Source organism: Microbacterium sp. NPDC006705, from assembly GCF_044903545.1.
In the GTDB taxonomy this organism is placed as follows: domain Bacteria; phylum Actinomycetota; class Actinomycetes; order Actinomycetales; family Microbacteriaceae; genus Microbacterium; species Microbacterium plantarum.
In genome coordinates this window covers 370,671-390,600 of record NZ_JBJDQQ010000002.1, presented here as the reverse complement: position 1 = coordinate 390,600, position 19,930 = coordinate 370,671, and the positions used below count along the sequence as shown (strand labels likewise).

Annotated in this window: 21 protein-coding genes and 1 tRNA gene; 17 read left to right on the top strand and 5 right to left on the bottom strand. The window is 70.5% G+C overall.

Annotated features, from left to right (window positions below; genetic code table 11):
* Positions 1-3: 3 nt before the first annotated feature.
* Positions 4-606 carry a TetR/AcrR family transcriptional regulator gene (locus ACI2K6_RS12425; protein WP_274178813.1) on the bottom strand — a complete coding sequence of 201 codons (603 nt, stop codon included), beginning with the start codon at positions 604-606 and terminating at the stop codon, positions 4-6.
* Between the two features lie 244 nt (positions 607-850).
* Here ACI2K6_RS12425 and ACI2K6_RS12420 point away from each other — a divergent pair, with 244 nt between their 5' ends.
* The 4 genes from ACI2K6_RS12420 (at position 851) to ACI2K6_RS12405 (ending at position 4,819) form a co-directional block, all read left to right on the top strand.
* Complete coding sequence (locus ACI2K6_RS12420; RefSeq protein ID WP_274178812.1) at positions 851-2,278, top strand: hemolysin family protein; 1,428 nt, start codon at positions 851-853, stop codon at positions 2,276-2,278.
* Positions 2,275-3,303 (top strand): CNNM domain-containing protein, encoded by a 1,029-nt coding sequence (locus ACI2K6_RS12415; protein WP_112617286.1) that lies wholly within the window; start codon positions 2,275-2,277, stop codon positions 3,301-3,303. The genes ACI2K6_RS12420 and ACI2K6_RS12415 overlap by 4 nt, the downstream gene beginning before the upstream one ends.
* 134 nt (positions 3,304-3,437) lie before the next feature.
* A complete protein-coding gene (locus ACI2K6_RS12410; protein ID WP_274178811.1) occupies positions 3,438-4,037 on the top strand; it encodes a TetR/AcrR family transcriptional regulator in 600 nt (199 codons plus the stop codon).
* On the top strand, positions 4,034-4,819 hold the full coding sequence (locus tag ACI2K6_RS12405) for an NAD(P)H-dependent oxidoreductase (protein ID WP_282501322.1): 786 nt from the start codon (positions 4,034-4,036) through the stop codon (positions 4,817-4,819). Before ACI2K6_RS12410 ends, ACI2K6_RS12405 begins: the two co-directional genes overlap by 4 nt.
* 77 nt (positions 4,820-4,896) lie before the next feature.
* On the opposite strand, the gene ACI2K6_RS12400 is transcribed toward ACI2K6_RS12405, so the two are convergent.
* A tRNA-Arg gene (locus ACI2K6_RS12400) sits at positions 4,897-4,972 on the bottom strand.
* An 88-nt stretch (positions 4,973-5,060) separates the two neighbouring features.
* On the opposite strand from ACI2K6_RS12400, the gene ACI2K6_RS12395 reads away from it, so the two are divergent.
* Genes ACI2K6_RS12395 through ACI2K6_RS12380 form a run of 4 tightly spaced genes read left to right on the top strand, consistent with a single transcriptional unit; the run spans position 5,061 to position 6,812 of the window.
* Positions 5,061-5,486 carry a hypothetical protein gene (locus tag ACI2K6_RS12395; RefSeq protein ID WP_282501321.1) on the top strand — a complete coding sequence of 142 codons (426 nt, stop codon included), beginning with the start codon at positions 5,061-5,063 and terminating at the stop codon, positions 5,484-5,486.
* Positions 5,483-5,836, top strand: a complete 354-nt coding sequence (locus tag ACI2K6_RS12390) for a transcriptional regulator (RefSeq protein ID WP_282501320.1) — start codon at positions 5,483-5,485, stop codon at positions 5,834-5,836. Before ACI2K6_RS12395 ends, ACI2K6_RS12390 begins: the two co-directional genes overlap by 4 nt.
* Positions 5,833-6,432: an N-acetyltransferase gene (locus tag ACI2K6_RS12385; protein WP_282501319.1), complete on the top strand. Its 600-nt coding sequence runs from the start codon at positions 5,833-5,835 to the stop codon at positions 6,430-6,432. Before ACI2K6_RS12390 ends, ACI2K6_RS12385 begins: the two co-directional genes overlap by 4 nt.
* Positions 6,429-6,812, top strand: a complete 384-nt coding sequence (locus tag ACI2K6_RS12380; protein ID WP_274178806.1) for a nuclear transport factor 2 family protein — start codon at positions 6,429-6,431, stop codon at positions 6,810-6,812. Before ACI2K6_RS12385 ends, ACI2K6_RS12380 begins: the two co-directional genes overlap by 4 nt.
* Positions 6,813-6,829: 17 nt before the next feature.
* On the opposite strand, the gene ACI2K6_RS12375 is transcribed toward ACI2K6_RS12380, so the two are convergent.
* Together ACI2K6_RS12375 and ACI2K6_RS12370 are read right to left on the bottom strand one after the other, a co-directional pair.
* Positions 6,830-7,636 carry an SGNH/GDSL hydrolase family protein gene (locus ACI2K6_RS12375; protein WP_282501318.1) on the bottom strand — a complete coding sequence of 269 codons (807 nt, stop codon included), beginning with the start codon at positions 7,634-7,636 and terminating at the stop codon, positions 6,830-6,832.
* 75 nt (positions 7,637-7,711) lie between these two features.
* Entirely contained in the window at positions 7,712-8,119 is a 408-nt protein-coding gene (locus ACI2K6_RS12370; RefSeq protein WP_114588469.1) for a RidA family protein, read from the bottom strand.
* A gap of 104 nt (positions 8,120-8,223) precedes the next feature.
* Between ACI2K6_RS12370 and ACI2K6_RS12365 the strand changes: the two genes are divergently transcribed.
* From ACI2K6_RS12365 to ACI2K6_RS12355, 3 genes are read left to right on the top strand one after another with little or no spacing between them, the layout of a single operon-like run.
* Complete coding sequence (locus ACI2K6_RS12365; protein ID WP_274178803.1) at positions 8,224-9,051, top strand: transglutaminase family protein; 828 nt, start codon at positions 8,224-8,226, stop codon at positions 9,049-9,051.
* A gap of 59 nt (positions 9,052-9,110) precedes the next feature.
* Complete coding sequence (locus ACI2K6_RS12360) at positions 9,111-10,778, top strand: arginine--tRNA ligase (protein WP_282501317.1); 1,668 nt, start codon at positions 9,111-9,113, stop codon at positions 10,776-10,778.
* 5 nt (positions 10,779-10,783) lie between these two features.
* Positions 10,784-11,599, top strand: coding sequence for a DUF2993 domain-containing protein (locus ACI2K6_RS12355; protein ID WP_282501316.1), 816 nt, complete (start codon positions 10,784-10,786; stop codon positions 11,597-11,599).
* A 32-nt stretch (positions 11,600-11,631) separates the two neighbouring features.
* On the opposite strand, the gene ACI2K6_RS12350 is transcribed toward ACI2K6_RS12355, so the two are convergent.
* On the bottom strand, positions 11,632-12,147 hold the full coding sequence (locus tag ACI2K6_RS12350) for a hypothetical protein (RefSeq protein WP_282501315.1): 516 nt from the start codon (positions 12,145-12,147) through the stop codon (positions 11,632-11,634).
* A gap of 35 nt (positions 12,148-12,182) precedes the next feature.
* Between ACI2K6_RS12350 and ACI2K6_RS12345 the strand changes: the two genes are divergently transcribed.
* The 6 genes from ACI2K6_RS12345 (at position 12,183) to rho (ending at position 19,929) form a co-directional block, all read left to right on the top strand.
* Positions 12,183-12,776, top strand: coding sequence for a YdeI family protein (locus ACI2K6_RS12345; protein ID WP_274178800.1), 594 nt, complete (start codon positions 12,183-12,185; stop codon positions 12,774-12,776).
* A 129-nt stretch (positions 12,777-12,905) separates the two neighbouring features.
* Entirely contained in the window at positions 12,906-14,315 is a 1,410-nt protein-coding gene (gene lysA, locus ACI2K6_RS12340; protein ID WP_282501314.1) for a diaminopimelate decarboxylase, read from the top strand.
* Positions 14,312-15,631 carry a homoserine dehydrogenase gene (locus ACI2K6_RS12335; protein ID WP_269267739.1) on the top strand — a complete coding sequence of 440 codons (1,320 nt, stop codon included), beginning with the start codon at positions 14,312-14,314 and terminating at the stop codon, positions 15,629-15,631. The genes lysA and ACI2K6_RS12335 overlap by 4 nt, the downstream gene beginning before the upstream one ends.
* A 1-nt stretch (position 15,632) precedes the next feature.
* Positions 15,633-16,718, top strand: coding sequence for a threonine synthase (gene thrC, locus ACI2K6_RS12330; RefSeq protein WP_282501313.1), 1,086 nt, complete (start codon positions 15,633-15,635; stop codon positions 16,716-16,718).
* Entirely contained in the window at positions 16,715-17,644 is a 930-nt protein-coding gene (gene thrB / locus ACI2K6_RS12325) for a homoserine kinase (protein ID WP_112617273.1), read from the top strand. The genes thrC and thrB overlap by 4 nt, the downstream gene beginning before the upstream one ends.
* A gap of 152 nt (positions 17,645-17,796) precedes the next feature.
* Entirely contained in the window at positions 17,797-19,929 is a 2,133-nt protein-coding gene (rho, locus tag ACI2K6_RS12320) for a transcription termination factor Rho (RefSeq protein ID WP_282501312.1), read from the top strand.
* Position 19,930 lies beyond the last annotated feature (1 nt).

Below are 19,930 nucleotides of genomic sequence, written 5' to 3'. Positions count from 1 at the left end.
GACTCACGGGCGGGCGAGGTCGTCCGACCCGAGCCGAGTGAGCGCGGAACGAACGCTGCTCTCGGCGAGAGCGTCGTCGGGCGGGGCGTACGGCGGCAAGAACATGCGTGTGATGAGGGGGCCCATCAGCATGTCGTAGACCTGATCGGCATCCACGTGCGGGGGCTCGGTCTCTCGTCGCGCAAAAGCGGCATCGATCACCTGCTTCACGCGGGCGCGGCGCGGGCGGATGAACTCCGCGTCGAGCAGCGCCGAGAGATCTTCGTCCGTCCTTGCGACCCCCACGAGGTCGACCACGCTGTTTCGAGCGACCGGGTCGGAGAGCACAGCGATCCCCTCCCGCTGGACCGCCCGAAGGTCGCCGGCAAGCGAGCCGGTATCGGGCAGCGGCCCCGGTTCGAATCGGCGAGACAAGACGGCGACGGCGAGGTGGGCCGTGCTTCGAAACCGCCGATAGAAGGTGGGGCGCGTCGACCCGGCCCGGCTCACGAGGCCGTCGACCGTGAGAGCGCAGAAGCCCTCCTCGGCGAGGACCCGCTCGCCTTCCCGGAGAAGTTCCTCGGTGATGTCCTCGACGCGCGGGCGACCGACCCTTTTCCCGGACATGCCCGTCACTGTAGCTGTGGTCTCTTCGCGCATGTCCGCGACGCTTCGTGGTGCGGATCGTTCGGCGCGGGTTCCGGTGCCCCGTGCCGCGCAGGCCTTGGCCCGGTCTCGCCGACGGCCCGCTATCCTGTGAGTGCCCACCCGTGCCCTATCGAGAAAGAACACCCGTGAGCAATCGCCATTCCTCCACCGACCAGGAGGGTCGATCTTCGTACCCCCTCGCTGAGAGAGGGGGTGAATCCGAATGATCGAAGCAGTCCTAACGCTGCTGTTGGGAATCCTGCTGACACTGGCGATCATCGCCGCCTGCGGCTTCTTCGTCGCGCAGGAGTTCGCGTACATGTCCGTCGACCGGTCGCGCATGGCCGCCCGTGCCGAGAAGGGCGATGCCCAGGCGGCACGTGTGCTCGCGATCACCAAGCGCACGTCGTTCATGCTCTCGGGTGCGCAGCTCGGCATCACGGTCACCGGCCTGCTGATCGGTTACGTGGCGGAGCCCCTCATCGGCGAGTCCATCGGCACGCTGCTGGGCGGCGTCGGCATCGATCCGGCTGTCTCGGTGCTCATCGGAACGGTGGGCGCGCTGCTGCTGGCCACCATCGTGACGATGATCTTCGGCGAGCTGTATCCCAAGAACCTCGCCATCGCCAGCCCGGAGCCCCTGGCCCGCGCCCTCGCGGTTCCGACCCGCATCTACCTGATGCTCTTCGGCTGGCTCATCACGGTGTTCGATGTCGCCGCGAACGCCCTGCTGCGGCTGCTGCGCATCGAGCCGCTGGAAGACGTCGACGAGAGCGCGACCGCGCGCGACCTCGAAGCGATCATCGAGGAGTCCCGCGCGAGCGGCGATCTGCCCGACGATCTGTCGATGATCATCGACCGCATCCTCGACTTCCCGCAGCGCGACGTCGAGCACGCGATGGTCCCGCGCTCGCGCATCGACTCGATCTCGCCCGACACGACCGTCGGAGAGGTGCGCGCGCTCATGGCGACCGGCCACACCCGTTATCCCGTCATCGGCGAGGAGGACGACCCGGTCGGTGTCGTCGAGCTCATCGACCTGCTCCGCGGCCGCCACGACGACGACGCGCCCGTCTCGACGATGATGCGCGAGGCGGTCGTGCTACCGACGACGATGCAGCTGCCGGTCGCCCTCGACCGCATGCGGCAGACGCGCAACGAGCTCGCCTGCGTCGTCGACGAGTACGGCAACTTCGACGGCATCCTCACCATCGAGGATCTGACCGAGGAGGTCATCGGCGAGATCTCCGACGAACACGACCTCGAGGTCCACGAGATCGTGAACGTCGGCGAGGACCATTGGCGTCTGCCCGGCGACGTCCATCTCGACGAGGTCGAGCGCCTGATCGGCTTCGACCTGCCGCGCGACGACGCCGAGACCATCGCAGGTCTCATCATCAGCGAGCACGGTGACCTGCCGCCCGAGGGCGCGGTCGTGCGCATCGACCTGCCCGAGCGGGCGTCCGAGACGGTGCAGGGGCTGCGGATGCAGCGCTGGCTGGATGTCGAGGTCGCCGAGGTCGCCCGTCTCGTGCCCTCCGAGCTCGTCGTGCGTCTGCACGAGGTGGATCTGGATGCCGTTGAAGCCGGCCCCGAGGTCGGCGTCGATGCCGTCGTCGCGGCTGGCGCGACCGAGGAGGTCACCCGATGAGCTGGTGGGTCGTCACGATCATCACGATCGCGCTCATCCTGGCGAGCGCGTTCTTCGTCATCGTCGAGTTCGCGCTGCTCGCGGCTCGGCGCCACCGCCTGGAAGAGGAGGCCGACCGCAGCGCGTCGGCGCGTGCCGCTCTCCGCGGCGTCAACGAGCTGACCGTCATGCTCGCGTTCGCCCAGCTCGGCATCACGGCGTGCACGTTCCTGCTCGGTGCCATCACGAAGCCCGCGATCGACTACGCGCTCGCTCCGGTGTTCGAGCAGTGGGGACTTCCTTACGTGCTCGCCGACATCATCGCGTTCATGCTGGCGCTCATCGTGGTGACGTTCCTGCACCTCGTCATCGGCGAGATGGCGCCCAAGTCGTGGGCGATCGCCCACCCCGAGGTGGCCGCGAAGGCGACGGGCATCACCGCCCGTGCGCTGACCTGGCCGCTGCGTCCCTTCCTGCTGTGGATCAATCACATCGCCAACCGGCTCGTGAAGGCCTCGGGTGTCGAGCCCGTCGAGAAGGCTGCCGCGGGCGGTCAGGACGCCGACACCATCCGCGAGATCGTCGCGCACTCGCGCGCCGCGGGAACGCTCGAGGAGCAGTACTCCGAGCCGATCGCACGCGCCATCGCCCTCGGGTCGCTGACGGTCGGCGACATCGTCCGTACCGACCGAGTGCCCACCGCGGTGCCGGCGACGGCCAGTGCCGCCGATGTGCAGGCGGCCGCCGCATCCTCCGCGCACCTGCGCATCCTCGTGGGGGAGGGGCCTTCGAGCCGCGTCGCGCACGTTCGCGACACGCTCGCGGTGGCTCCCGAGACGCCGGCGCTCGAGATCGCCCGTGACGCGCTCGTGCTCGCGCCCGATGCGTCGGCGTACGACGCGCTCGCGCGTATGCGCCGGGGTCATGTGCAGCTCGCGACGGTCGTCGACGGTGACCGTCTGCTCGGCGTCGTCACACTGGACGACCTGCTGCGCGAGGTGCTGCCCGGCGCCGCTGAGGCGGAGTTGGTGGCGCCCGCGAGTTGACCCGACGGCGCGAGCTCGTTCAGTTGGCAGGTCCCGCCCCATCCCGCTCGATGTGGCGGCGGGAACTGCCAGGTGAGCGCCCATCGTGCCGAGACCCCCACTAAGCTACTGGTAGTAACTTAGCGGGAGGCGTGATGAGCGACGGTGCGCGACAGCGGCGGATGCCGCGGCGCGAGCGGCGCGCGCAGCTGCTGGCGGTCGCTCGCGAGCTGATCCGCGAGCGCGGGACCGACGAGTTCACGCTGGGTCGGCTCGCCGAGCGCGCGGGGGTGACCAAGCCCGTCGTGTACGACCACTTCGGCGATCGCGCGGGCGCCCTGGCCGAGCTCTACCGGGAGTTCGAGGAGCAGCAGCGGGCGGCTCTCACCGCGGCGCTCGCCGACGAGCCGCTCGCGCTCGATGCCGTGTGTCGCGCCGTCGCGGGAGCCTACATCGACTGCTCGCTGGCCGAGGGGCGCGAGCTGGCGGACGTCGTCTCGGCGCTCGATGGATCCGCGATGCTCGTCGAGGTGCGGCGCGAGGCGCAAGGCGCCTACCTCGCGTTGTGCGATGACGTGCTCGCCTCGTGCGGCGTTCGTCTCGATGACGCCGGCGCGCAGGCTCTCGTCGGGGCCGGCGACGCACTCTCGCGGGCGGCGCTGGACGAACGCGTGAGTCCCGCGGCCGCGCGCTCCACCCTCACGCGCGTCCTGCGCGCCCTCGTGACATCAGCCACCGAACCGGAGGAATCATGACCATCTCGCACGAGCCCGCGCCGGGCGTCGCCCACTGGGTGCTCGCCCATCCGCGATCGACCTCTTTCAACGCCCGGCTCTTCCGTGACGGGGTCGCCGAGCTGTCGCGAACGCGCAGTGTCGAGACATCCGATCTGTACGCGCAGCGGTTCAATCCGGTGTTCCCCGACAGTGAGCTCGACGTCACGCTTGGGCGGGCGGCGGGCCCTGCGGGGGGCGAGTACGGCGGCGTCCCCTTCCCGGACGACGTGCTCGAGGAACAGCGCAAGCTCGCTGCCGCGGAACTGCTCGTGCTGCAGTTCCCGCTGTGGTGGTACGGGCCGCCCGCGATCCTCAAGGGGTGGATCGACCGCGTGCTCACCAACGGCTTCGCCTACGGCGACATGGATCCGGAGCTCGGTGTCCCGCGGCGCTACGGTGACGGCGGGCTGGCCGGCCGGCGTGCGCTCGTCGTCGTGACGGTGGGAGAGGACGAGCGCTCGATCGGGGAGCGCGGAATCAGCGGCGACCTCGACTCGCTCCTGTTCCCGCTGACGCACGGCGCGCTCTGGTACGTCGGGATCGAAACCCTCGACCTTCACGTCGTCTACGACGCCGACGGGTTGGATGCCGCGGGCGTCGACCGCGAGGCCGAGCGCCTGCGTGCCCGCATCGCCGGGCTCGACAGCGAGACGCCGCGTCGCTACCGGGCGCTCCGCGACGGTGATTACCGCGGCACCCGGTCGCTGCGCAGCGACATCCATCCGGGGCGGACCGATTTCGGCATCCACCTCGCCGACTGAGCCGGACCGTGCCCACGATGGATACACCTCTGGGTACGCAGAAGGGCAGTCGAACCCTCGACTGCCCTTCTGCTCACTGGTGCCCCCGACAGGAATCGAACCTGCGACCTTTGGTACCGGAAACCAACGCTCTATCCCCTGAGCTACGGAGGCGTGCCGATCGAGACTATCACCGCGGAGGCGACCGGAACGACCGTGGGAGAGGTGGCAGCATTGGCTTTACAACTGTTAAAGTCGTTGCATGACGCAAAACAGCTTCGCTTACGATGACGCAGCCCGCATGGTCGCCATCGGGACGAAGGCCGAGAGGGATGCGCGTCGCGCGACGCGCTGGTTCCGGATCTTCGTCGTGGCGCAGGCCGCGTACGCGCTCGCGTTCACCCTGTCGATCGACGTCGCCGGCGTCGGCTACTGGAAGGCCTTCGCACCCTTCCTCCTCGCCACGCTCTGCATCTGGACCATCGCGTTCCGCTACCAGCGGTCGGTGCCCCGCAACGGACTGCGGAACATGGGGATCGCGGTCGCGACCTGGTTCGCGCTCTACACGCTGATGCTCGACCCGGCGCTCCAACTGCTCCAGCTCTCGTCGCCGTGGTGGTGGGTTCTCGCGGGAGTCGTGTCAATCTCTCCGATCTTCGCCTGCCTCTTCCCGAGCTCACGCCGATGAGTCACCCGCGCAAGGACATCGACGCCCTCATCCATTCGCCCGTGCGCTTCTCGCTGCTAGCTGCCCTCCGCAATCTCGAGGACGTCGACTTCCGCTTCCTCGCCGACCTGCTCGAGGTGAGCGACTCGACCCTGTCGCAGACGCTCACCGTGCTGGCCGACGCGGGGCTCCTCGAGGTGCGGAAAGAAGCCGTCGGCCGGCGGACGCGGACGTGGGTCGGCATCACGGATGCCGGTCGCGAGGCGTTCGCCCGCCACCTGGCGACGCTGCAGGCGATCGTCGAATCCGGTTCCGCGACGCCGACAGCACCGGCATCCGACCGCAAGCAACCCAAGGACGCACCCGCATGACACCTCGCACTCGTCTTGCCGCCGAGAACGAACTGGATGCCGCCGCCGACGCTCTCGCGGAGGCGTTCGAGCATTACGCGTGGACACGCCATGTCATCCCCGACGATGACTACGCGTGGCGGCTCCGTGAGCTGCAGCTCGTCTACCTGCGGCACGCGCACGCCCACGGCTTCGTCGGGGTCGCGGGGCCCGCTGACGGAGTGATCGCCGTGCTCCCGCCGGATGCGCCCGACCCGGCACCGGCCGTCGTCGACCGCATCGTTCAGCTGCACGGCGACCGACTCGGACGACTCGGCGACGCCGCTGACACGCCGTCCGAGCCGGACTCGTGGCGGATCGAGACGGTCGGCGTCGTGCCCGCCCGTCAGGGGCAGGGCCTCGCATCCGACCTCATCCGGTTCGCGCTCGCGGAGGGCGGGCGACGGGGTGCCGACCGCTTCGCGCTCGACACGTCGGACGAGCGCAACGTCCGGCTCTACGAACGACACGGCTTCTCGGTCGTCTCGCGGGTCGAACCGCGGGACGCGCCACCGGTGTGGAGCATGAGCGCCGTCGTCGGCGCCGCCGCTCCGATGAACGAAAGGACCAAGACATGACCGCATCCGAGACGCTCGCCCGCTACATCGCCGCGACCAACACGCATGACTTCGACGAGGTTGCACAGGTGCTCGACGCGAGCGCGGTGTACTACTTCGGCGATGCCACCTGCGTCGGCCTCGCTTCCGTCCGCGCCTACTTCGAGCGGACGTGGACGCTGATCCCCGATGAGGTCTACGGGGCGGAGGACGTCGAGTGGGTCGTGGATGCCGCCGACGCGGCGGTGGCCGTCTACACGTATCGCTGGAGCGGACACATCGACGGACAGGCCCGAAGCGGTCGCGGTCGGGCGACCAACGTCTTCCACCGCACCGGCTCGGGCTGGCGCCTCGTGCACGAGCACCTCAGCACGGGCCCTTCGCCCCACAGCGGCGCTTAGGCGGCGAGACCAGCGGGTCAGGGGACGAGCGGCTCGGGAACGGGCTCGGCGGCGACGGCCGGTGCATCCGTGATCGCCGCGACGTCGGCTGCGAGGCGATCGGCGAGATACGCGTGCCCCGCTGTCGATGGGTGGTCGCGCCCCGTGGCACTGGTGTCGATGACGTCGCTGTAGTTGGCGTCGGTGATCCAACCCTCGGCGATGGGGGAGAGGTACCACCAGCCGCGGGCGCCGGCGAGCTCGGCGAGATCCCGGTCGATGCGGGCCGTCTCACTCTCGACCGGGAGCACCTGCGGTGCGGGGCCCAGCACGACGATGCGCGCTTCGGGGTAGGTCGCCGCGAGATCGTCCCACGCCGCGTTCACGGCGTCGCGGTACCCGGCGGCACCTTGCTTGCGGTCGTTGATCGACCCCTGGATGATCACGAGGTCGGGATGGAGTGCGGGGTCGAGCGCGGCGATTCGGTCGCCGAACGCGGGACCGTCGATGCCCGGCTTGAGGTAGCCGCTGCCGCGGACGCCGTCGACGATCGTCGTCCACCCGGTTCGCTGGGCGACGACATAGGCGTATCCGAGGGTCGGATCGGATGCCGCGGAGCCGTAGGTCCACGAGTCGCCGAAGATCAGAACGCGAGCCCCCGTGGGAAGCGCGAGAGGCGGCGCCTCGATCCTCGCGACCGCGCCGGGTCCCGCCGCCACCGGTGCCGCCGTGGGAGCCGCCCAGGGCCGCAGGAACGCCGTCAGCGCCAGCGCGACGACGGCGGCCGAGATCGCCGAGACGGCCCACACGCTTCTGCGGCGGGGACGGGCGTTTCGGGTTCGCACACGCTGAGGGTACGTCATCGGACGGGGTGCCGGGACGCCTGCGTGGCAAGACCGCGCGGCCCGAGGCTCGACCCCTCAGTCGCGGACGGCGGCGACGGCTTCGATCTCGACGAGCTGATCGTCGTAGCCGAGCACCGTCACGCCCATCAGCGTGCTGGGCACGTCGTGGTCTCCGAAGGCGTCGCGCACCACCTCCCAGGCGGTGACGAGGTCGGCCTGCGAGCTCGACGCGACGAGCACACGCGTGCTGATGACGTTCTCGATCCCCGCGCCGGCGGCAGCCAGGGCGACCTTCATGTTCTCGATGCAGGATGCCGCCTGGGCGGCGTAGTCGCCGACGCCGACCGTCGACCCGTCGGCGGCGAGCGGGCACGAACCGGCCAGGAAGATGAGGCGCGCGTCGGCGGGCGCGGTGGCCGCGTACGCGTATTCGGCGGCATCCGACAGGGATGACGCGCGGATGAGGGTGACGGTCTTCGACATGAGGGCTCCTCGTTTCATGGCCGACCACCAGCCTCTCATCGCGGCCGATCCGATCACCGCCGGGAGCGGCCCGACGGCGCTTCGCTGCGTGCGAGGATTACCCGGTGCAGCGCATCCTGACGGCCGAACTCGACCTCCAGCTGACCGGTCCCGTCGACGTCATCCTGCAGATCGCCGCGTCGCGCGCGGCGTCTTTCCGCAACGAAGAACTGAGCGTCACGCTCGCCGGCCGCTCGCTGTCCGTCTCCGAGATCGTCGACCCGCCCGCGTCTCCCGCGGGCACGCGCATCCATCGCCTCGCGGGAGAAGCGGGCACGATCTCGGTTCGGTACCGCGCTGTCGTCGACGGCTCCGCCGCCCCGGCGCCGACGAGCGAGCTCGAGACCATCGCGTACCTGCGGCCGAGTCGCTACGCGCAGTCCGACGAGGTGTTCGCGCACGCGCGTCGGCAGTTCCGGGGCCTGCAGGGCCGCGAACTCGTCTCGGCCATCAGCGACTTCGTGGCCTCGAACACGACCTACGCGCCGGGTCTCAGCCTCGGCACCGACTCCGCGGTCACGACCCTCGCGACCGGACAGGGGGTGTGCCGCGACTACGCCCACCTCGTCATCGCGCTGCTGCGCGCGATGGACGTTCCCGCGCGCTATGCCGCCTGCTACGCGCCGGGGCTTCGCCCGATGGATTTCCACGCCGTCGCCGAGGCGTACGTCGACGGCGCCTGGCACGTCATCGACGCGACTCGGCTGTCGAACCGCCGCGGGCTCGTCCGGATCGCGACCGGCCGGGATGCCGCCGACTGCGCGTTCCTCAGCTACTACGGCGGCAACGTCGCGCTCACGCATCTGCGGGTCGATGCCGAGGTCGCCGGGGGAGACGCCGCCGTCGACGATCCCGCCCGAGACGATCACGAGGCTTTCATCACCCTCGCGTGATGCCGTCCGCGAGACGTTCAGCATCGGGCCCGTGGCCGCCCGCCTAGAATCGGAGGGCTATGAATCCCGATGCTCTTGCCGAAGCCCTCCTGTCCGTCGTCGCCCCGCTCGCCGAGGCGCGACGCCCCGGCTCGAGCGATGGTCTCACCGCCGCCGACTTCGTGTTCGAGCGCCCCAAGAACCGGGACCACGGCGACTGGGCGTCCAACGCGGCGATGAAGCTGGCCAAGCGTGTCGGTGCGAACCCGCGTGAGTTCGCCGCCGAGATCGCCGCGGCGCTCGCCGAGACGCCGGGGGTGGCATCCGTCGAGGTCGCCGGCCCCGGGTTCATCAACATTCGCCTGGATGCCGCCGCCGCCGGCGCGCTCGCCCGCGAGATCGTCGAGGCGGGGGCCGCGTTCGGCCGCAACGACAGCCAGGCCGGCAACTCGATCAATCTCGAGTTCGTGAGCGCGAACCCCACCGGTCCGATGCACATCGGGCACACGCGCTGGGCGGCGCTCGGCGACGCGATCGCCCGTCTCCTGCTCGCCAGTGGGGCCGAGCTCGTCCGCGAGTTCTACATCAACGACGCGGGAGCGCAGATGCAGCGGTTCGGCCGCTCCGTGCTCGCGAGCGCCAAGGGAGAGCCCACGCCCGAGGACGGCTACCCCGGCGCGTACATCGACGACCTCGCCCAGCGGGTGCTGTCGGCGCGCCCGGATCTGCTGACCCTCGCCCTCGAGGAGCAGGAGCAGGTCGCTCTCGACCTCGGCTACGAGCTCCAGATGGCCGACCTCAAGGACTCGCTCGAGAAGTTCAACGTGCACTTCGACGTGTTCTTCAGCGAGCGGCTGCTGCACGCGACCCCCGCCGACGGTGGACCGAGTCTCGTCGACCAGGCCGTGGACCGGCTGCGTGCGCAGGGACACGTCTTCGATCAGGACGACGCCGTCTGGGTGCGGACGACCGACTTCGGTGACGACAAGGACCGCGTCATCCGTCGTTCCAACGGCGAGTACACCTACTTCGCCGCCGATGCCGCCTACTACCTGAACAAGGGCGACCGCGGTTTCGCGCACAAGATCTACCTGCTGGGCGCTGATCACCACGGCTACGTCCACCGTTTGAAGGCCCTCGCAGGCGCGGCCGGTGACGACCCCGAGAAGGACATCGAGGTGCTGATCGGCCAGCTCGTCTCGGTCAACGGTGCGCGTCTGTCCAAGCGTGCGGGCAACATCATCGAGCTCGACGACCTGCGCGACTGGCTCGGCACCGACGCGCTGCGCTACTCGCTCGCGCGTTACCCCGCCGACTCGCCGCTGACCCTCGATCCCGAGATCCTGCAGAAGCGCACGAACGACAACCCCGTGTTCTACGTGCAGTACGCGCACGCCCGCACGCACAACGTCGCGCGCAACGCCGCCGACTCCGGGGTCACCCGCGATGCGTTCGCCCCGGAGCTGCTCGACCACGAGACCGAGTCGGCTCTCCTCGGCGCGCTCCAGGAGTTCCCGCGCATCGTGGCGTTCGCTGCCGAGCTGCGCGAGCCGCACCGGGTCGCCCGGTACCTCGAGGAGCTCGCGAGCCTCTACCACCGCTGGTACGACACCTGCCGTGTCACGCCGCTCGGAGACGAAGAGGTCACCGACCTCCACCGCACTCGCCTCTGGCTCAACGACGCCACCGGGCAGGTGCTGCGCAACGGGCTCGACCTCTTGGGTGTCAGCGCCCCCGAACGGATGTGACCGACGTGAGCGGTGCCACTCAGCCCACCCTTCCGCTGCCCGAGGCTGTCGCCGTGCCGCCGAAGCGACGGCGGCGGGCGCTGCCGTGGATCATCGCTCTCGTCGTGGTCGTCGGCCTTGCGATCGCCGCGTGGTTCGTCGCTGAGAGCATCACGCGCAGCATCCTCACGAATACCGTGCGCGAGCAGGTGATCACCCGGCTCGCACTGCCCGAGGACCAGCAGATCGACGTCGGCTTCGACGAGCCGGTGCTGCCCCAGGTCATCGGGGGCCGGCTCGACCGTCTCGATGTGGCGAGCGACGGGATCCCGCTCGGCGACGTCGTGGCCGACGTGTCGGTGCGCGCGACCGATGTTCCCATTCGAGCCGACGGAGGCGACATCGGATCGGCGGGGGCGACGGTGGTCTTCGCGGAGGACCAGCTCGAGACCCTGCTATCGCAGGTCTCCGGCGTCTCAGGTGCGGGGGTCACGCTGGATCCGCCGAACGTGACGGTCGACGTCGAGATGCCGCTGTTCGCCCTCTCGGTTCCGCTCGGGCTCGACCTGACGCCGAGCGCTGCAGACGGTGACATCGTCCTGACGCCCACTGCTGTCCGGCTCGGTGGCGCGGCGCTGACCGGCGACGATCTCCGCCAGCGATTCGGCTCGGCCGCCGACGGCGTGCTGCGCGACTACCCGATCTGCATCCGCGATCGCCTTCCCGCCGGGCTGACGCTGCGCGAGGTGCGCGTGGAACCCGGCGCGCTGGTGGCCGAGGTCGATGTCGACGGAGCGATCATCCGCGATCCGGCGCTTCAGGCCGACGGCACCTGCGCCTGAGCCGGCCGCCCCACCCGGACGCCTGCCCCGGCTCAGTGGCCGTGAGCGAGGAGAAGCGCGACGGCGACCGCCGCGACCAGCCCGAGCAGCAGCGCGGATGCGACCAGGCGCTGCAGCGCGGTCAGGCCCGTGCGCGCACTGGCGAGCAGCACGACACCGACCAGCACCGCCGCGTCGGCGATGATCCCGATGATCAGCGCCGTGTCGAGGTCGATGAGGTCGAGCAGGGCGAGCAGCAGCGCGAGCAGGGGGAGCGACGCGGTTCCGAGGGCGACCACGGCCGTGCGCGCCATGACCGCCAGCTCTCGTCCGCTCGGGAACTGGCGATGCCCGATCTGATGGGCGATGACTTCGGCGACGAAGCCGGCGGCCGCGATCGCGAAGATGCCGACCGCGAGGGCGAAGATCGACTCGGTGACCGTGACGTGCTCGGCCGTGAGGAGTCCCGCCAGGATCGCCAGCCCGGTCACCGTCGCATAGATGCGTTCCTTCAGCGCACCGATACGCTCGTCGAGTCCGGCCGGTTCGCGCGTTCCATTGCCCATCATCGCCTCCTGCGCCAGGCTACAAGCGTGGAGTGCTCATGACAGCGGACGACGGAGGCCCGGCTCTCCTCGTCGTCTCGGATGCGGCCGCGTGGCGAGCCTGGCTCGACGCGCACGAGTCCGACTCCGACGGCGTGCGGCTGGTGCTCGCGAAGAAGAACGTGACGGAGCCGACGTCGCTGACGTACGCCGAGGCGCTCGACGAGGCGCTCTGCAGCGGCTGGATCGACGGGCGGCGCAACTCCCGCGATGAGGCCACCTTCCTGCAGCTCTTCACGCCGCGCCGCGCCCGTTCGATCTGGTCGCTCCGCAATGTGGGGATCATCGAGCGGCTGGTCGCGGAGGGGCGCATGCGTCCCCGCGGCCGGATGGAGGTCGAGCGTGCGCAGGCCGACGGGCGCTGGGAACGCGCTTACGCAGGCCAGGCCGGGGCCGCGGTGCCGGCGGACCTCGAGGCTGCGCTCGCGGCGTCGCCCGCGGCATCCCGCCGGTTCGCCGCGCTCCGCGCCGCCGAGCGGTACTCCGTCCTGCATCCTGTCCTGAGCGCGCCGTCGGATGCTGCGCGGGCGGCGCGGATCCGCCGGGCCGTCGCCCGGCTCGCGGAAGAGGACGCGCCCTCGTCGCTCTCGTGAGCGGGCTCACGGCCGCGTCTGTCGCGGGCGGTCACACCGGCGGAGCCCGCGCGGCGGGTGTCCTAGACTGGCGGCACCGTCGCGGCCCCGTCTGCCGGACGGTCAGCGTCTCTCCCGATTGGTGTTCCCGTGTCCGCGTCCGACGTCCGCCCTGCCGTACCGGAATGGCTGCTCCCTCCCGCTGACGTCAACGAGCTGGTCGAAGCCGTCTGGCCGCCCCGCGCCGAGCGCGACGACCTCGGTGCGCTGTCCATCGGCGGCATCGCGACGACCGACCTCGCCGCTCAGTTCGGCACGCCGCTCTACGTGCTCGACCAGGATGCCGTCGTGGCGCAGGCGCGTCGCGTCCGTCAGGCATTCGACGCCGCCGCCGCACGCCACGGCACGAGCGCTCGGGTGTACTACGCCGGCAAGGCGTTCTTGAGCACCGAGATCGTGCGATGGGTGACGGCGGAAGGGCTCGCGGTCGACGTCGCGACCGGCGGTGAGCTCGCCGTCACCCTGGCTGCGGGAGCGGATCCGGCGCGCATCGGACTGCACGGCAACAACAAGTCGCGCCTCGAGCTCGCGCGCGCCGTCGAACTCGGAGTCGGTTCCGTCATCGTCGACAGCCTCGTCGAGATCGACCGGCTCGCCGAGATCGCCGCCGCACGCGGGGCGGTCCAGCCCGTGCTGGTCCGGGTCAACAGCGGCGTGCACGCCGAGACCCACGACTTCCTCGCGACGGCCCACGAGGACCAGAAGTTCGGCTTCGCGCTCACGGATGCCGAGGCCGTGGTCGCTCGCATCCGCGAGCTGCCCTCGCTGCGTTTCCTCGGGCTCCACTGCCACATCGGATCGCAGATCTTCGGTACGGCGGGCTTCGCCGAGTCGGCGTCACGGCTCGTGGCCGTCCACGCCCGCCTTCTCGGCGGCGGCGAGGTTCCGGTGCTCAATCTCGGCGGCGGCTTCGGCATCGCCTATACGAGCGTCGACGACCCGACCCCGATCGAAGAGCTGGCCGACGGCATCGTCGCGGCCGTCGCTCGCGAGTGCGAGGCCCACGGCATCCCGCTGCCGATGCTCGCCTTCGAGCCCGGTCGGGCCATCGTCGGCCGCGCCGGGGTGACCCTGTACGAGGTCGGCACCACCAAGCCGGTCCGCGTCAGCGACGAGCTCGAGCGCCTGTACGTCAGCGTCGACGGCGGCATGAGCGACAACGCACGGCCCGCCCTATACGGCGCGGCCTATTCGGCACGAGTCGCGAACCGTCGCAGCGACGCGCCCGCCGCGCTCTCGCGTGTCGTGGGTCGGCACTGCGAATCGGGCGACATCGTCGTCGACGCCGAATACCTGCCCGCCGACGTCACTCCGGGCGATCTGCTGGCTGTCCCGGCGACGGGTGCCTACTGCTACTCGCTCGCCAGCAACTACAACTACGTCCCGCGCCCGCCCGTCGTCGCCGTCTCGAACGGCGTAGCCCGGGTGATCGTCCGCGGCGAGACGATCGACGACCTGCTCGCCCGCGACGCGGGCATCCCCACAGAAGGAGCCGAATGACGGACTACCGCCGCCTGCGCGTGGCCCTGCTCGGAGCCGGCGCCGTCGGCTCGCAGGTCGCCGCCCTGTTGCTCAAGCACGGAGACGAACTGGCCGATCGCGCCGGAGCCGCCCTCGACCTCGTCGGCATCTCGGTGCGCGACATCGACGCGCCGCGCGACGTCGAGCTGCCGCGCGAGCTGCTGACCACCGATCCCGAGCCGCTCCTCGTCGGCTCCGACATCGTCATCGAGCTGATGGGCGGGATCGAGCCCGCGCGCACGAGCATCCTGAAGGCCATCGGCGCCGGAGCCGACATCGTCACGGCGAACAAGGCGCTGCTCGCCACGCACGGACCCGAGCTGTTCGAAGCGGCCGACCAGGTGGGCGCGTCGATCTACTACGAGGCTGCGGCCGCCGGCGCCATCCCGATCATCCGCCCGCTGCGCGACTCGCTCGCCGGCGACCGGGTGCAGCGCATCATGGGCATCGTCAACGGAACGACGAACTACATCCTCGATCGCATGGACCGCGAGGGATCGGACTTCGCCGACGTCTTGGCCGACGCGCAGGCGCTCGGGTACGCCGAGGCCGACCCGACCGCCGACGTCGAGGGGTACGACGCTGCTCAGAAGGCCGCGATCCTCGCGTCGCTCGCCTTCCACACCGCCGTGCCGCTGAATGCGGTGCACCGCGAGGGCATCACCCAGATCGACGCCGACATGATGGATGCCGCGCGCAAGGCCGGCTTCGTCATCAAGCTCCTCGCCGTGTGCGAGCGCCTCGCCGATGCCGAGGTGTCGCCGTCGGGCGAGACGATCTCGGTGCGCGTCTACCCCGCGCTCGTGCCGCGCGAGCACCCGCTCGCGAGCGTGCACGGAGCCAACAACGCCGTGTTCGTCCAGGCGGAGGCCGCGGGCGACCTCATGTTCTACGGCGCGGGCGCGGGCGGGGTGCAGACCGCGTCGGCTGTGCTGGGCGACGTTGTATCGGCGGCCCGCCGCCACATCGCCGGCGGTGTGGGCGTGGGGGAGTCGACGCGGGCGAACCTGCCGGTCGTCCCGATCGGTCACGTCACCACGCGCTACCAGATCACCCTCGAGGTCGACGACCGCTCGGGCGTCCTCGCCGCGGTGGCGGGACTGCTCAGCGACGGCAACGTCTCGGTGGCGACGCTCGAGCAGACGATCGTCGCCGACGGCGACGTGCAGACGGCCCGCCTGGTCATCGGCACGCACACCGCCCGCGAGCAGGACCTCAGCGACGCTGTCGCCTCGCTCGGCGAGAGCGGCGTCGTCAAGCGCGTCGTCTCGGTGCTCCGGGTCGAGGGAGACTGACATGGCACACGTGTGGCAGGGGGTCCTGCGCGAGTTCGCCGACCGTCTCGACGTCACCGAATCGTCGACGATCGTGACGCTCGGCGAGGGCGGTACGCCGCTGGTGCCCGCTCGCGAGCTCTCGCGGCGCACCGGCGCCGACGTCTGGGTGAAGTTCGAGGGCATGAACCCGACGGGGTCGTTCAAGGACCGCGGGATGACGGTCGCGCTCTCGCGCGCCGTCGAGCACGGGGCGAAGGCCGTCATCTGCGCCTCGACGGGCAACACGTCGGCCTCTGCTGCGGCCTACGCCGCCCACGCCGGAATCGCAGCTGCCGTCCTCGTCCCCGAGGGCAGGATCGCGATGGGCAAGCTGAGTCAGGCGGTCGCGCACGGCGGCCGTCTCATCCAGATCCGCGGCAACTTCGACGATTGTCTCGAGATCGCGCGCGAACTGGCCGACCACTATCCGGTGCACCTGGTCAACTCCGTCAATCCCGATCGCATCGACGGGCAGAAGACCGCGGCGTACGAGATCGTGTCGCAGCTGGGCGACGCGCCGGACTTCCACTTCGTGCCCGTCGGCAACGCCGGCAACTACACGGCCCATGCTCGCGGCTACCGCGAGGAGGCGGCCCGCGGGGCGGCGACGCGCGTTCCGCGGATGTTCGGCTTCCAGGCCGCCGGATCGGCGCCGCTCGTCCGCGGCGAGGTCGTGAGAGACCCCGACACCATCGCGACCGCGATCCGCATCGGCAACCCGGCCTCGTGGCACCTCGCCCTCGAGGCCCGTGACGCGACGCAGGGCTGGTTCGGCGCCATCGACGACGACCGCATCCTCGCGGCGCAGAAGCTCCTCGCGAGCACGGCCGGCGTGTTCGTCGAACCCGCGTCCGCGATCACCGTCGCCGGCCTGCTCGACCGGGCCGAGGCGGGCGTCATCCCCGCGGGCTCGACCGTCGTGCTGACCGTCACCGGTCACGGCCTGAAGGACCCGCAGTGGGCCCTCCGCAACGCGGACGGCACTCAGGCCGAGCCGATCGTCGTCGACGCGGCGACGTCGGAAGTGGCATCCGTGCTCGATCTCGCGCCGGAGGCGACGGCATGACCCGCTCGGTTCAGGTGCGTGTTCCCGCGACCAGCGCCAACCTCGGTCCCGGCTTCGACACCCTGGGTCTCGCGCTCAGCGTCTACGACGAACTGATCGTCACGGAGCTGCCGGCACCCGGCCTCGAGATCACCGTTTCCGGCGAGGGAGCCGCCGACGTCCCGACGGACGCCTCGCACCTCGTCGTGCGGGCGATGGCCTACGCGTACGAGGCGTTCGGGCGGACGATGCCCGGCGTGCGCCTCGAAGCGGTCAACGCGATCCCGCACGGGCGGGGGATGGGCTCGTCGGGCGCCGCAGTCGTATCGGGACTCCTCGCGGCGAAGGGCCTCCTCGCGGGCGACGTGGAGATCGGTGCCGACGCGCTGCTGCGCCTCGCGACAGAGCTCGAGGGCCACCCGGACAACGTCGCGCCGGCCCTGTTCGGCGGCCTCACGATCGCCTGGGTCGACGAGCACGGCCCGCAGCACAAGAAGCTGCTCGTGCACCGCGGCGTCGCGCCGCTGGTGTTCGTGCCCGACTTCACGATGTCGACCTCGGTGGCGCGGGGGTTCGACCCTCTGCAGGTCACGCGCGAAGACGCGATCTTCAATCTCTCGCGTTCGGCGCTGCTCGTCGCGGCTCTCACGCAGAGCCCTGACCTGCTGTTCGCGGCCACCGAGGACAAGCTCCACCAGTCGTACCGCGCCCAGGCGATGGTCGAGACCGACAAGCTCGTCCGGGCTCTGCGTGCCGAGGGGTTCGCGGCGGTCGTGTCGGGTGCCGGCCCCAGCGTCCTGGTGCTCGCCGACGGGCCGGGGCAACGTCTTGCGGCCGCCGAGGTGGCCGCGCATACCACAGACACCCCGTGGGACGCGCGGATGCTGGCGGTCGATGTGCGCGGTGGTATGGTGAGGGACCATACGGAGGGTTCCACACCTTTGTGATCTGAGCCTCCGTCGCAATTCTGCGAATCACCGCGAACACCCCTGATCCATACCCCGTGCCGTCGGCCGGACGCGTGTGGCAGGTGGATGGCGCCCGCCGTGGACGGCGCTGGACGCGGTTCTGTCATATCCACCGTTTAAGAGGAGCACTCGTGGAGTCCAACTCCGAGAACCCGACGATCGACGAGACCGTCGACGCCCCAGCCGAAGAGGCGACCGAGCAGCAGGATGCCGTCGTCGAGACGCCCGCTGAGGAGGCCGCCCCCGTCGAGGACGCTGCCCCCGCTGAGGAGGCCGCCCCCGTCGAAGAGGCGCCCGTCGAGCAGGCGCCCGCCGAGGTGGCCGCCCCCGCCGAGGTGGCCGAGCCCGCTGAGGCGGCTGAGCCCGCCGAGAAGCCGGCGAAGGCGCCGCGCAAGCGAGCACCCCGTCGCGCGAAGAGCACGGATGCCGCGCCTGCGGCGGCCGCTGACGAGACCCCGGCCGCCGCCTCCGAGGCAGCAGCGGAGGAGCTCTCCGCCGCCACCGATGCGCCGGCCACCGCCGATGCTCCCGCAGCCGACGCCGTCGCCGCCGACGCGCAGCCGGCCGCGGATGAGAGCGCGTCTGACGCCACGGCCGAGGCCGTCGAGGCGGAGCCCGCGGAGGCGCCGAAGAAGCCGGCGCGAGGCCGTGGCCGCGGACGCAATGCCAAGAAGGAGGCCGAGGCCGAGGCTGAAGCCGCCCCCGCGGGCGATGCGGCCACCGAATCCGCTGACGCTCCGTCTGCGGAGGGTGCCGTCGACGCTCCCGCCGAGCAGGCGCGGGACGCCGACGCCTCCTCCGACGACTCGTCGAAGTCCGACTCCGGCGAGGGCGAAGGCGAGTCGACCGGCCGTTCGCGCAGCCGTTCGCGCAGCCGCAACCGCAACCGCAACAAGGACAACGCGCAGGGCAGCCAGGGCCAGGCCGGCCAGAACCAGGGCGGCAACCAGAACCAGGGTGGCAACGGCCAGGGCGGCAACAACAACGCCGCCGATGATGACGACGCCTCGGGACAGAACGGTCGGGGACGTCAGCGCAACAAGCGCCGCGGCCAGGGCAGCGGCGACGAGTTCGAGACCGAGATCAACGAGGACGACGTCCTCATCCCGATCGCCGGCGTGCTCGACGTTCTCGACAACTACGCCTTCGTGCGCACGACCGGCTACCTCCCCGGTACGCAGGATGTCTACGTCTCGCTCGGACAGGTGAAGAAGTACAACCTGCGCAAGGGTGACGCGGTCGTCGGCGCGATCAAGCAGCCGCGCGAGGGCGAGCAGTCGAGCCGTCAGAAGTACAACGCGCTGGTCAAGGTCGACTCGATCAACGGCCTGTCCGTCGAGGACGCCGCCGACCGGGTCGAGTTCGGCAAGCTGACGCCGCTGTACCCGCAGGAGCGTCTGCGCCTCGAGACCGGCCCCGAGAAGCTGACCCAGCGCATCATCGACCTCGTCGCTCCCATCGGCAAGGGCCAGCGCGGTCTCATCGTCGCACCGCCCAAGGCCGGCAAGACGATCGTGCTGCAGCAGATCGCCGGCGCGATCGCGCAGAACAACCCCGAGGTCCACCTCATGGTCGTGCTGGTCGACGAGCGGCCCGAAGAGGTCACCGACATGCAGCGCACGGTGAAGGGCGAGGTCATCGCCTCGACCTTCGACCGTCCCGCCGAGGACCACACGACCGTCGCCGAGCTCGCGATCGAGCGCGCCAAGCGTCTCGTCGAGCTCGGCCGCGACGTGGTCGTGCTGCTCGACTCGATCACGCGCCTCGGTCGCGCCTACAACCTGTCGGCCCCGACGTCGGGCCGCGTCCTGACCGGTGGTGTCGACGCTTCGGCGCTGTACCCGCCGAAGCGCTTCTTCGGTGCAGCGCGCAACATCGAGAACGGCGGCTCGCTCACGATTCTCGCGACGGCGCTGGTGGAGACCGGCTCCAAGATGGACGAGGTCATCTTCGAAGAGTTCAAGGGCACGGGCAACAGCGAGCTGCGCCTGTCGCGTCAGCTGGCCGACAAGCGCATCTTCCCCGCCGTCGACGTCAACGCCTCCTCGACGCGGCGTGAAGAGATGCTCCTCTCCTCCGACGAGGTCAAGATCACGTGGAAGCTGCGCCGTGCGCTCGCGGGTCTCGACCAGCAGCACGCGCTGGGCGTCATCCTCGACAAGCTCAAGGAGACGCAGTCCAACGTCGAGTTCCTCGTGCAGATGCAGAAGTCGATCCCGGCGCCGACCACGCACTCCGGCGGGCACGACAACAGCATCCGCTGAT

Coding starts and splice junctions, on each gene's coding strand:
- ACI2K6_RS12425 (WP_274178813.1), bottom strand. CDS start 606: ATGTCCGGGAAAAGGGTCGGTCGCCCGCGCGTCGAGGACATCACCGAG.
- ACI2K6_RS12420 (WP_274178812.1), top strand. CDS start 851: ATGATCGAAGCAGTCCTAACGCTGCTGTTGGGAATCCTGCTGACACTG.
- ACI2K6_RS12415 (WP_112617286.1), top strand. CDS start 2,275: ATGAGCTGGTGGGTCGTCACGATCATCACGATCGCGCTCATCCTGGCG.
- ACI2K6_RS12410 (WP_274178811.1), top strand. CDS start 3,438: ATGAGCGACGGTGCGCGACAGCGGCGGATGCCGCGGCGCGAGCGGCGC.
- ACI2K6_RS12405 (WP_282501322.1), top strand. CDS start 4,034: ATGACCATCTCGCACGAGCCCGCGCCGGGCGTCGCCCACTGGGTGCTC.
- ACI2K6_RS12395 (WP_282501321.1), top strand. CDS start 5,061: ATGACGCAAAACAGCTTCGCTTACGATGACGCAGCCCGCATGGTCGCC.
- ACI2K6_RS12390 (WP_282501320.1), top strand. CDS start 5,483: ATGAGTCACCCGCGCAAGGACATCGACGCCCTCATCCATTCGCCCGTG.
- ACI2K6_RS12385 (WP_282501319.1), top strand. CDS start 5,833: ATGACACCTCGCACTCGTCTTGCCGCCGAGAACGAACTGGATGCCGCC.
- ACI2K6_RS12380 (WP_274178806.1), top strand. CDS start 6,429: ATGACCGCATCCGAGACGCTCGCCCGCTACATCGCCGCGACCAACACG.
- ACI2K6_RS12370 (WP_114588469.1), bottom strand. CDS start 8,119: ATGTCGAAGACCGTCACCCTCATCCGCGCGTCATCCCTGTCGGATGCC.
- ACI2K6_RS12360 (WP_282501317.1), top strand. CDS start 9,111: ATGAATCCCGATGCTCTTGCCGAAGCCCTCCTGTCCGTCGTCGCCCCG.
- ACI2K6_RS12350 (WP_282501315.1), bottom strand. CDS start 12,147: ATGATGGGCAATGGAACGCGCGAACCGGCCGGACTCGACGAGCGTATC.
- ACI2K6_RS12345 (WP_274178800.1), top strand. CDS start 12,183: ATGACAGCGGACGACGGAGGCCCGGCTCTCCTCGTCGTCTCGGATGCG.
- ACI2K6_RS12335 (WP_269267739.1), top strand. CDS start 14,312: ATGACGGACTACCGCCGCCTGCGCGTGGCCCTGCTCGGAGCCGGCGCC.
- thrC (WP_282501313.1), top strand. CDS start 15,633: ATGGCACACGTGTGGCAGGGGGTCCTGCGCGAGTTCGCCGACCGTCTC.
- thrB (WP_112617273.1), top strand. CDS start 16,715: ATGACCCGCTCGGTTCAGGTGCGTGTTCCCGCGACCAGCGCCAACCTC.